At 63.9% G+C, this 11,141-nt stretch carries 10 protein-coding genes; 6 read left to right on the forward strand and 4 right to left on the reverse strand.

Annotated features, from left to right (window positions below; all coding sequences use genetic code 11):
* Positions 1-7 precede the first annotated feature (7 nt).
* Positions 8-1,183 carry an acyltransferase family protein gene (locus I2I01_RS21585; protein ID WP_196288603.1) on the reverse strand — a complete coding sequence of 392 codons (1,176 nt, stop codon included), beginning with the start codon at positions 1,181-1,183 and terminating at the stop codon, positions 8-10.
* A 195-nt stretch (positions 1,184-1,378) separates the two neighbouring features.
* On the opposite strand from I2I01_RS21585, the gene I2I01_RS21590 reads away from it, so the two are divergent.
* Positions 1,379-1,906 (forward strand): c-type cytochrome, encoded by a 528-nt coding sequence (locus I2I01_RS21590; protein ID WP_211538091.1) that lies wholly within the window; start codon positions 1,379-1,381, stop codon positions 1,904-1,906.
* On the opposite strand, the gene I2I01_RS21595 is transcribed toward I2I01_RS21590, so the two are convergent.
* Positions 1,890-2,621 carry a phosphodiester glycosidase family protein gene (locus I2I01_RS21595; RefSeq protein WP_196288604.1) on the reverse strand — a complete coding sequence of 244 codons (732 nt, stop codon included), beginning with the start codon at positions 2,619-2,621 and terminating at the stop codon, positions 1,890-1,892. The genes I2I01_RS21590 and I2I01_RS21595 overlap by 17 nt on opposite strands.
* Positions 2,622-2,749: 128 nt before the next feature.
* Here I2I01_RS21595 and I2I01_RS21600 point away from each other — a divergent pair, with 128 nt between their 5' ends.
* The 3 genes from I2I01_RS21600 to I2I01_RS21610 are packed head-to-tail and all read left to right on the forward strand — an operon-like array spanning position 2,750 to position 5,559.
* Positions 2,750-3,007 (forward strand): hypothetical protein, encoded by a 258-nt coding sequence (locus tag I2I01_RS21600; RefSeq protein ID WP_196288605.1) that lies wholly within the window; start codon positions 2,750-2,752, stop codon positions 3,005-3,007.
* A gap of 2 nt (positions 3,008-3,009) precedes the next feature.
* A complete protein-coding gene (locus I2I01_RS21605) occupies positions 3,010-4,197 on the forward strand; it encodes an ABC transporter permease (RefSeq protein WP_211538092.1) in 1,188 nt (395 codons plus the stop codon).
* Between the two features lie 57 nt (positions 4,198-4,254).
* The gene (locus tag I2I01_RS21610) at positions 4,255-5,559 is read left to right on the forward strand and encodes a PP2C family protein-serine/threonine phosphatase (protein ID WP_196288606.1); all 1,305 of its coding nucleotides are present in this window, start codon (positions 4,255-4,257) and stop codon (positions 5,557-5,559) included.
* A 209-nt stretch (positions 5,560-5,768) separates the two neighbouring features.
* On the opposite strand, the gene I2I01_RS23610 is transcribed toward I2I01_RS21610, so the two are convergent.
* Together I2I01_RS23610 and I2I01_RS21620 are read right to left on the reverse strand one after the other, a co-directional pair.
* Positions 5,769-7,256: an O-antigen ligase family protein gene (locus I2I01_RS23610; RefSeq protein WP_196288607.1), complete on the reverse strand. Its 1,488-nt coding sequence runs from the start codon at positions 7,254-7,256 to the stop codon at positions 5,769-5,771.
* Positions 7,253-8,335, reverse strand: coding sequence for a GumC domain-containing protein (locus I2I01_RS21620; protein WP_196288608.1), 1,083 nt, complete (start codon positions 8,333-8,335; stop codon positions 7,253-7,255). Before I2I01_RS21620 ends, I2I01_RS23610 begins: the two co-directional genes overlap by 4 nt.
* 207 nt (positions 8,336-8,542) lie before the next feature.
* On the opposite strand from I2I01_RS21620, the gene I2I01_RS23615 reads away from it, so the two are divergent.
* Together I2I01_RS23615 and I2I01_RS21630 are read left to right on the forward strand one after the other, a co-directional pair.
* Positions 8,543-9,946 carry an oligosaccharide flippase family protein gene (locus I2I01_RS23615; protein WP_317196907.1) on the forward strand — a complete coding sequence of 468 codons (1,404 nt, stop codon included), beginning with the start codon at positions 8,543-8,545 and terminating at the stop codon, positions 9,944-9,946.
* Positions 9,947-11,107, forward strand: coding sequence for a glycosyltransferase family 4 protein (locus tag I2I01_RS21630; protein ID WP_196288610.1), 1,161 nt, complete (start codon positions 9,947-9,949; stop codon positions 11,105-11,107).
* The last annotated feature ends 34 nt before the right edge of the window (positions 11,108-11,141 follow it).

Raw genomic sequence — 11,141 nt, forward strand, 5'->3', positions numbered from 1 at the left:
GCTGGGCTCAGCCGTGTAGCACGGCTGCCCCGGCCGGACGGGGCCGGGTGAGCCGCTCGCGCAGGCGCAGGAAAGGCTGCTCGAAAAAGTGGAAGGAAAGCATGCTGACCGCCACGGTAACGGCGAGGGTGCCGCCCACAAAAAGCAGGTTCTTGCCCACGGTATCGACCGGCAGGTGGTGGTTGAGGCAGTATTGCAGGGCCACGTGGATGACGATGATGTGAAACACATACAGCCCGTAGCTGATGCGCCCGAGGTAGCCCAGCACCGGATTGGTGAGGCGAATAGCCGAATGCAGCGGCAGGAACTGAGCAATAAGCAGCGCAAACAAGGCCGCTACGATGCCGGGCCGCACGATATTAAACCAACTGCCCGGCACGTAGGGCAGCACCTCGGCCTGAAACACCACGGCTAGCAGCACCGCCCCGATGAGCCCGTAGCGCAGGCTCAAGGGCAGGCCGTTTATGCGGGCCGAAAAGCCGGCGTAGTCCGTGGCTACCCAGTGGCCCAGCAGCCCGCCCACGGCAAACACGTCGAGGTGCGTGAGTAAGTCGTTGGTTTCCATCACGGAGTTGTGCGGAAACACGAAGGGCTCCAGCAGCCGAAACCCGCAGGCCAGCGGCAGGCAAGCCAGCAGAAAGAGGCGGATGTGATGCCGCGCCAGCAGGAACAGCACCAGCACCCATACCAGGTAAAAATGCTCCTCAATGCACAGCGACCAGAACACCGACAGCGGCGTGGTGCGCGGCAGGTTGTCCATGAGCAGCATTTTGTAGTTCTCCAGAAACGTGAACGAAAAGCGCCAATCGGGCACGTAGCCGCCGCCCACCATGTGGAAGCCCCAACGCTCGGCCAGGGCATCGGGCAGCCCAAAGGCCAGCAGCACCCCGGCGTAATACAGCGGCCAGATGCGCAGGCTGCGCCGGATGAGAAAGCTGCGCACCGCCACCTGCCCCCGGGCCTGCTTGTCGGCCACCAGCAGGTAGGTAATGAGAAAGCCGCTCAGCACAAAGAAAAAATCGACCCCGATGCCCCCGCCGCGCTTCAGGTACTGCAGCACCGGCCAGTCGAGCTGAATGGGCACATGAAAGAAAAAGACTTTCAGAAAGGCAAAAAACCGCAGCGCTTCAAGGGACGGGAAATGTAGCTTCGAGGGTGGGGCAGGAGGTAGCGCGGGCTGCATGGATGGTTGGCCGGGAATGCTTCAAATGTAGAGCCCCGGCCGGCATTTGCGCCGCTGGCTGCTGTGGCTGCCCCCTGCGGCTGCTCCGGGAGCGTAGCGTGGGTCGGGTAGTTGAAAATCAGCGGCAAAAAACACCTCCCAAGGCCTTGGATGGTAAATTTGCCGCATATATATTTCACCTAAGCCCCGGTACTCATGTGGTTCAAGTCGGTTGGTTTCGCCCTTTCGGTGGGCATGGCGTTGGTTGTGGTGTTGATTGGTTTCACGCTGCTGAGCGCGGCGGGTTTGGCGGGCTTTTCGGCCAGTGACGCGGCCCGGGCCGATGAGCCCGAACCGCAGGAAGTAAGCCTGCAGCCCACCTCCCAAACCACGGCGCCCCATGCGGCCGCCTCGCCCGAAGAAGCCGCTGCCATCGCCGCCGGCGACGTCCTCTTCAAAGGCAACTGCGCCCAGTGCCACGCCGTGAACGAGCAGGTGGTGGGTCCGGCCCTGGCTGGCATCAGCAAGCGCCGCCCCGTTTCCTGGCTCATTCCGTGGGTGAAGAACTCCAGCAAAGTGGTGGCCAGCGGCGACGACTACGCCGTGGCTCTCTTCAACAAGTTCAGCAAGCAGCAGATGCCTTCGTTCGCCCTGTCGGACAAGGAAATCACCTCTATCCTCGTCTATATCAAGTCGCAGGAGGGCAGCGTGGCTGCACCCGCGGTAGCTATGGCTTCGGAGTAGTAACGCCGATTATCACCCCAAAATCACCATCATCCGCAGGACGGCCAACCCCGGGCTCGTAGGTGCGCGACACGAACCCATCCAGGTACAGCGCCTGCCGGCAGCCCGCTTTGCGGAAGTACTCGGCAAAATCGTAGAAGTTGATTTTGCGACGCGACATGGCCAGCAGCACCTCGCCGTTGGGCAAAATGCCCACCCCGTTGCGGATTTGCACATTGGCCGAGCCCGGCCGAAAGGCGGGGTGGAGGCGCCCGTCCAGCACCAACATCGGGCCCGATTGGGTGGCGTAGGCCACGCGGCCGTCGTTGCGGAAGGCCGCCGTGGAGGAAATGTGGGCGCTGACATCGGTGCCGAGGTAGAAGACGCCGTTGGGCTTCAGGTAGAAATTGCCCTGGCCAGCGGCGGTATCCAGCGGTACCACGGTTTGGCCGGCTTCGATGTACAACCCTTGCGGGGCGAAGTCAGGGTCGAACATGCCGGCATTCATGGCGAAATCCAGCTTTTGGCCGCGCGCGTCCAGCCACTTGCGCAGGCCCTCCAGGCTGCGGAAGCGGCGGTTGTGTTCGTCTTTCCAGTACAGCCGCACCTGGTGGTGGCGCACGTCGGCGCGGTAGCTGATGAAGGCCGGCTGCGTAGCCATCTGGTAGATGTGCCAGCCGAAGCGGGCCACCAGCGACAAGGCCAAAACCGCCAGCACAAGCTTGAATCTATTCATGAGACGCAGACCGGCCACCGGGCCCGGCTTCCGTAGCCCAAAGCTAGCGCCGCACGCTGCCCGGTTCTGCCAAGCCCGGCTTCGGGCTTACATTTGCCCAACTACCTCTTCCCGCTCGTTTCCCCGCCGTGACTGACCCCGAATTCGACCTGCTCGACGAGCTGTACTTCGTCACTCCGTTTCGCACCCTGCTCCAAAAAACCGGCCTGCCCCCGCAGGAGCTTGAAAACCAGCTCCGCAGCCTGCTGGAACAAGGCCTCGTGCGCAGCTATTGGCCCGACGTCGACACCGAGCTGGCCTACGAAACCACTTCGTTCGGCGCCATCGCCCGCGACGCTTCCTACCTGGCCTCGAAGGAAGGCCTCCTGCAGCACAACTCCCGCTAGCCGTGGCAGCCACGGCCGTTTCTACAACTACCGCCGCGGCGGCGCGGCCTCCGGGCTACTACGTGCGCCAGCGCCTGTGGCAAAACCGGCCCGCCGTGGCCGGGCTGGCCTTCATTGCCCTGTGCGCGCTGGTGGCCTTGCTGGGCTACTGGATACTGCCCGATAACTCGCCCAACGCCAGCCACGGCTTTGTGCAGATTCAAAAGGAGGCCCCCGGCCTGCGCGTGCAGCTGCTGCGCCAGCCCCTGCCCGATTCGGCCCGCAACTCCGTCCACGCCGATAACCTCTTCACCACTTGGCTGCACGGCCGCGAGCCCGACGTGCTGGAAACCCCCATCGGCGGCTACGAATTCTCCGGCGATTCCATCATTCTCAAGCCCCTGGGCCAGCACTCGGCAGAGGCCGGCCGGCTGCGGCGGCTGGCGCTATCGGCCGTGACGGGCCACGCCGGCGCCCCGGCTGCTTTGCAGCAAGAAATCCGGGAGAAGCACGTCATCAGCCGCACCTACGCCCTCGGCACCGACAAAGCCGGGCGCGACGAGCTGAGCCGACTGCTGCTGGGCACCCGCATCTCGCTGGGCATCGGACTGGTGGCGGTGCTCATCTCGCTGGCGCTGGGCATGGCCGTGGGCGCCGTGGCCGGCTACTTTGGCGGCTGGGTCGATTCGCTGCTGCTGGGGCTGATGACGGTGGTGTGGAGCATTCCGGGCATCATGCTGGTCATTGCCATTTCGCTGGCACTCGACAGCAAAGGCGTGTGGGTCAGTTTTGTAGCTGTGGGCCTCACCATGTGGGTCGACGTGGCCCGGGTGGTGCGGGGCCAAATGCTCAGCCTGCGCGCCGCCACCTTCGTGGAGGCCGGCCGGGTGCTGGGGCTGCCCACTTGGCGGCTCATTGCCCGCCACCTGCTGCCCAATATGCGCGGTCCGCTCATTGTGCTGGCCACCAGCAACTTTGCGGCGGCTATTTTGCTCGAGGCCGGCCTGAGTTTTCTCGGGCTGGGGGTGCAGCCGCCGGCGCCCAGCTGGGGCCTCATGGTGAAGGAAGGCTACGACCTGCTGGGCACCGAGGCCGGCCTGTGGCTCACGTTGCTGCCGGGCACGGCCATCTCGTTGCTAGTGCTCAGCTTTAACCTGCTCGGCAACGGCCTGCGCGACGCCTACGACCCCAAAACCCCCGTGGCTGCTTAAGTTTGTAGCCCCGTTCGCGTTTCACGCGCGATTCATTTGGGCTGCTTACCTTGCTGCATGGCTTCCGTCCCTCTTTCTTCTGCTGAGCCCCTGGCCGATGCGCTAACTGCCCAGGTCACGCAACGCGACGACCAGATAAAACAGCTGCGTCGTCAGCTGCTGCTCAAGCAGTTTGAGCTGGATACCGTGCTCGGCGTGGCCCACGACATGACGGCCCGCGACCACACCGTCGACGAGCTTTACCACATGCTGCGCCTCACCCTGCAGGGCCAGCGCAATGTGGTGCAGCTGCTGCTGTTTGCCCGCGAAGACCATGGCTTTCAGGTGCGCGTGGCCCTGGGCTGCGACTTGGCCGAGGCCGAAAAGCTGGTGTTGACCCCGCACCTGCGCGAAGGGGGCGTGACCCAGCCCCAGGCCGTGGAAGACCTGCACCTCGGCGAAGCCTGGGACCGTTACGAAATGGTGATACCCGTGCTGCGCCAGAAGCAGGTGGCGGCCTACGTGTTTGTGGGCGGCCTGCGCTCCGACTTCGACCGCCAGCAGCTTATTCCCTTTCTCGGCTCGCTGGCCAACACGCTCATCGGGGCCGTGGAAAACCGCCGCCTGCAAGCCCAGCGCGTGGCCGATGCCGCCGTGCGCAAGGAAATCGAAATTGCCCAGGAAGTGCAGGCCATGCTCTTCCCCCGCAGCTTGCCCAACGACGCCCACCTGGCCATCGAGCGCAGCTACGTGCCCCACACCGAAATCGGCGGCGACTACTACGACGTGGTCGAAATCGACGAGCACCGCCTGCTGCTGTGCGTGGCCGACGTGAGCGGCAAGGGCGTGCCGGCCTCGCTGCTGATGTCGAACTTCCAGGCCGGGTTGCGCACGCTGCTGCGCCAGGGCGTGGCGCTGGCCACCATCGTGCCCGAACTCAACCACCTGCTGTTCCGCAACTCGGGCGGCGAGAAGTTCATCACGGCCTTTTTCGGCATCTATGACCGCCGCACCCGCCGCCTGCAATACGTGAACGCCGGCCACAACGACCCGCTGCTGCTCTGCGACAATGGCTCGGTGGAGCGCCTCAAGCACGGCACCGTCATGCTCGGCATCATGGAAGACCTGCCCTTGCTGCGCGTGGGCGAAGTGGGCATCTCGCCGCACTCCTTACTTCTGCTCTACACCGACGGCCTCACCGAAGTGTTCGACGACGACAACAACGAGTTTGGTGAAGACGGGGTGCTGAGCGTGCTGGAGCGCAGCCGCTACCTGCCGCTGCCCAAGCTGCACCAGGAACTGCTGCGCAGCATCGAGGCCTTCAGCGCCCGCAACAGCCAGTTCGCTGATGATGTAACGATACTCAGCTGCCGGTTTAAGTAACGGTGCGGCCATGCTTCATCTATCATTGCGAGACGCAGCCGTAGCATCCGAAGGTCAGCGTGGCTAATCCGTCCTGTTCTGAGCGACTGGCCCAGTAAAGTGACAGAGCCTTAATAAAAAGCCCCGGCACTGCGCAGTGCCGGGGCTTTCTGGTAAAAGGAGCGTCTGGAATTGACAAGACGAATTAAGGCCGCTTGATTCGCAGAATACTACGCTTGCAATGACGGTTCACCCTTTTCATCTTCGGCCAGCCAGCTTTCGCAACGAATAAGCAGGGCCATGCAGATGAAAAAGACCGGACCAATCTTGTCGGCCTCCACCAGCTCGTTCAGGGTGAGGTGAAACACGATGACGACCAGCGACATGGTGGCGGCCAGCACAACGCCGCGCACCTCAGGATGCTGCCGGGCGCGGTGGTAAAGGCTTTCGGCCTTCAGCAGCGCCGTGCTGATGAAGACGATGAAGAGGAGGAAACCGGGAATGCCTTGCTCGGCCAGTTGCAGCAGGAAGTAGTTGTGGGTGGTCGACTTCTCGGGGTTGTCGCTCACGTAGGTGCGGAAGCTCTTGATGGTGTAGCGCTTGTATTCGGGGTAGAACGTGGCCGCGCCGCTGCCCACCAAGGGCTTGTCGGCAATCATGCGGGCGGCGGCCACCCAACGGTACACCCGCTCCATGCCCGACACGTCCTGCATCTTGTAGGTGGCTTCGAGGTGCTTCTCAAAGTTTTTGCCGTTGAAAATGGTGCGCTCGTAGTTGGGCGCGAACTCCATGTAGTTGTCGCCGGTGGCGATGTGAGCCACGGCCAGGGCCGTGCCAATGGCTACCGCCACCAGCACCACCTTGGTGAAACGCAGGCGCATCACCACTAAAAACAATGCCGCGATGGGTAGCGAGAGGATAGACGCGCGGGTGTAAGACGTGAGCAGGCCAAACAGCAAAACGCCCAGCACCACCCGCCAGGCCAGCTTGGAAACCCCCTTGGTGGCCGCGCGCAGCGCAAACCAGCAAAACGGAATGAGCAGCGCCAGCATGGCGGCGTAAATGACGTGGTTGCGGAAAAACGGCCGCAGCGCCCAGTTGATGTCCGCGAAGCTGAAGCCCTTGGTGGCGTGCCGGCTCACCACGTAAAACACGCTCAGGCAGGCCCCGGCGGCGTAGAAAGTGGCAAAGCGCCAGGTATCGGCCGGGCGGCGCACAATAAGCAGCGTGCCCAGCACAAACGGTGTGAGGTACCACACCTTGGCCAGCAAGTACTTAAACGATTTGAGGGTGTCGACCGAAAAAAACATGTCGACGGCCGTCCACAGCAGCATCAACGCTAGGATGATGACGAGGGGGTGCAGCCACTCGTGGGGCGCAATGCGAACCGTGCCCAGCAGCAGCGCCGCGCCCACACACCCGGTGAGGGCCAGCATGAGCGGCTCCGACGGCACGTCCATGCTCAGGCCGCCGAACAGGCTGATTTCTTCCGAGAAAGGCAGTAGGAAGAACAGCAGGTAATAAATCCAGCGCCATTCCACCAGGGCCACCAGCACGGCCACGGCCAGGGCCGCCGGCAGCAGCAGGGCCGGCAGGTGCATGAGGGCCGCGCCCGCCCCGCTCAGCAGCAGCAGCCCCACAAAGGCTATAAACAGCAGTTGCGGTCCATCAAAGGACTGCCGGAGCCGCTGCCACAGGTTGTTTACCGACGGGTTCACGCCGGGCGGATGGCGCTGGGCCGGTTGCGCCGGTAAAGCTCCAGCAAGACAATGAAAATAACCGACAGCACAAACGTCAGCACCACCGAGCCCGTCACGATAAGCCAGCGCACGGGCTTGATTTTTTTGGTGGCCGGGTAGGCTTTCTGCACGATGTAGACGCTCGACAGGCGGCCCCGCAAGCTCAGCTCGGCGGTTTCGTAGGCCGAGCGGGCGCTGATGAGGCGGGCCTGCAAGTCGGTCACACGGGTCGTGAACATGCTCAGCGAGTCGGTGCCCTGCACGTAGCTTTCCAGGTTGATGAGGTTGCCGCCGTCGGCCTTGGTGAGGCCGCGCAACGCGCGCCGCAGGCCGGCCACGTCGCCGCCGCTGGCCTCGGCCTTGCGCAGGGCTGCCTCGGTTTCAATGATTTGCTTCACCATGTAGCGGCCCTGCATTTCGAGGCCGAAGATGCCGTAGCGCTTGCGGGCGCCGAGCAATTCCTTGCGGCTGCGCTCAAAGCTGGTGCTCAGGTAGTCGTAGCGGTAGCGGTAGAGGTCGAGCACCTTGCGGCGGTTTTCCAGGGTGAGCTGCTGGTTCACCGAGTCGATAACCTGCACCAGGGTGTTGGCAATCTGGGCGGCCAGGTTCTTGTCTTTGTCCGTGAACGTGAGCTCGATGGCGTCGCGCTCGTTGTGCACAATCGACAGGTTGTCGGTGAATTCTTTCAGCACGAAGTTGTCGGCCTGGTCGTCGCCGGGCGCGCCGGCCTCGTAGTGCTTGTAGAGGTTGAATTTCTTGATGAGCAGCTCGGCCACCGGCTGCGACTCGCCGATGGTGATGGCCCGGTCCAGGTCTTCGGCGCGGCCGCCGAGCTCCAGCTTGTTGCGCGACTGGCCGTTTTCTTCCAGCAGGCGGTCAGGGTCAGCCGTTTGCGGGTTGGTGGGGATGAAAATGGCGGTGGAGCGGTAGATGTTGGGCATCAACAGCGCCACCACAATGCTCACCACGGCGGCCAGTACCACGGCCCCGGCCACGAGGTTTTTCCAGCGGTTGATAATGGGCCCCAGGCCCACCAGCGAGAAAGAAGGTGCAGACATACAAAAGAGAAGTGCCTACGCCCGGACTTTTAAATGGGAGGGAAGACGCGGGAAGGCGGCAGGCAAAGATAGCCGGAAAATGGCCCCGCCCGGCACGCCGCGCGGTTGGGCCGGTGGGTTTCGTAGCTTTGCGGGCCCGGCGCGCGGCGCCGCTTCTCCATTCCGGTCCTTAGCTACCTCGTCGGCATCAAACGGTTTTTTGGCAATATCAGCTTCGTCGTCCTGCTCAACCTGCTGGTGAAACCCGGCTGGGTGGTGGTCGAAAACCTGGTGCAGGACCGGCTCGGGCACGCCACGTTTGGGCTGGTCACGGCCCTGTCGGCCCTCACGCTGGTGGTGGCCGCCCTGTCCGACCTTGGCCTCACGCCCTACGCCGTGCAGCGCGTGGCCGCCGAACCCCGCTTTCTGGCCGAAACCTTTCCCACCCTGCTGCCCCTGCGCGGCGCCCTCAACTTCGTGGCCCTGGCCGCCATGTTTGTGGTGGGCTGGGTGCTGGGCTACCGCGGCAACGAGCTGCTGCTGCTCGGGGCCGTGGGCGGGGCCCTGCTGCTGGCCCAGTACGGGCAGTTTTTGCGCGGCACCCTGCAGGCCCACCAGAAATTCAACACCGACGCCGTGCTCTCGGTGCTCGAAAAATTTGTGCTGCTGGGCGCCGTGCTGGTGCTGCTGCCCATTGGCCTCACCCTGCCCAACTACGTGGGCGCCCGGCTGGGGGCCGCCGCCTTCACGGTGGTGCTCACCTACGGGCTGATGACGCGCCTGTTCGGCCGGGTGCGCTACCGTTGGCAGGGCCCGGTGGCCCGCACGGCCCTGCGCGCCAGCCTGCCCTTCGCCCTCATGACGCTGCTCTACGGCGTGAACGAGCGCATCGACATGGTGATGCTCGAGCGCCTGGCCTCGCCCACCGAGGCAGGCTACTACGCCGGCGCCTACCGCTGGGTCGACGCCGTGATGATGTACGCCTGGACGGTGCTGCCGCTGTTTTTTGCCAAATTCGCCAGCGTGCCCAAAGATGCCGGCGCCCAGCGCCAACTCCTCATGTTCGGGCAGCGCATCGTCACGCTGCCCATGCTGTTTATTGTGGCGTTCGTATTGTTTCGGGGCGAGGTAGTGTTCTGGCAATTCCACCACAGCTCGCCGGCCGAGGTGGCGCGCATGACGCTGTGCCTGAAAATATTGTTCCTTAATGTGCTGGTGCACGCCTTCTTTGCCATCTACAGCACCCTGCTCACCAGCACCACCCACGAGCGCGCCGTGAGCTGGCTGGTGGCCCTGAGCATCTTCCTCAACATCGGCCTGAACGTGTTTTTGCTGCCCCGCTACGGCGCCGTGGCCGCCTCGCTCGACACACTGCTGTGCGCTGTGGCCGTGAGCGTGGGCTACCTGGTGCTGGTGGCGCGGCGCACGGGCGTGGGCGTGCCCGGGCGGCTGCTGGCCCGGCTGCTGCTGGCCTTTGGGCTGCTGTGCGGCGCCTGGGCCGGCCTGCAATACGGCCTGTACCTGAGCTGGTGGCTGGAGGCCGGCGTGATGGCCGTAGTGTTTGGGCTGATAGTGCTCGGCACGGGCCTGGTGCGGCGTAAGGAGATTGGGGAATTAATTCCGAAACGGTAAATGACTGCCAATAACCCGCTGCACATCGCCGTCAACACCCGCTTTCTGCTGCCGGGCGCGCACCTGGAAGGCATTGGCCGCTTCAGCTACGAAACGCTGAGCCGGCTGGTGGCCCAGCACCCAGAGGTGACGTTTCACTTCCTGTTCGACCGGGCTTACGACGCGCGCTATTTGTTTGGGCCCAACGTGGTGCCGCACGTGTTGCTGCCACCGGCGCGGCACCCATTTCTGTTTGTGGCGTGGTTTGAGGGCGCCGTGGCCCTGTGGCTGGCCCGGCACCGGCCGGCTGCGTTTTTGAGCCTCGACGGCTTCACCACGTTGGCCACCACGGTGCCGCGCGTCACGGTGATGCACGACCTCGCCTTTGAGCATTTTCCGCTCGATGTGGGCTTACTGCAGCGCAAGTACTACCACTTTTTCACGCCGCGTTTTGCCCGCGCCTCGGCGCAGCTGGTGGCGGTGTCGGAAGCCACGAAGGCCGACTTGGTGCAGACCTATGGCATCCGGCCCGAAAAAATCAGTGTGGCCTACAACGCGCCCGCCGAGCTGTTCCGGCCCGAGCCGGCCGACGCGCAGCGTGAAACCCGGCGGCGGTTCAGCCACGGGCAGCCGTATTTCCTGTTCGTAGGCGCTCTGCAGCCGCGCAAGAACCTGGGCCACCTGCTCCGGGCCTTCGATATTTTCAAGGCCCAGGGCGGCCCCGAGGCAGCAGCGGCGCAACTTCTCATTGTGGGCCGCAAAGCCTGGAAAGCGGGGCCCATTCTGGAAGCCTACCAGCAGATGCGCCACCAAAATACTGTGCATTTCACCGGCCGGGTGGCCGATGCCGAGCTGGCCAACCTCTACGCGGCGGCCCTGGCTACGGTGTACGTGCCTTATTTCGAAGGCTTTGGCATTCCCATTGTGGAGGCCCAGGCCAGTGGTTGCCCGGTACTCACCTCGCAGGTCAGCTCCATGCCCGAAGTGGCCGGGCCGGGCGGCGCCGAACTGGTCGACCCGCACTCGCCCGATAGCATCGCCGCCGGCTTGGCCCGCCTGTGGCAAAACGCCGGCCTGCGCCAGCAACTTGTGGCCCAGGGCCAGCAGAACCTGCACCGCTTTTCGTGGAGCCGCAGCGCCGAAGTGCTGTGGGAGGCGCTGGAGCGGGCGATAGGGGAGTGAGAAGAAGAAAGCCTGTCATTGCGAGCGCAGCGAA

The organism is Hymenobacter properus, assembly GCF_015694735.1.
GTDB lineage: Bacteria > Bacteroidota > Bacteroidia > Cytophagales > Hymenobacteraceae > Hymenobacter > Hymenobacter properus.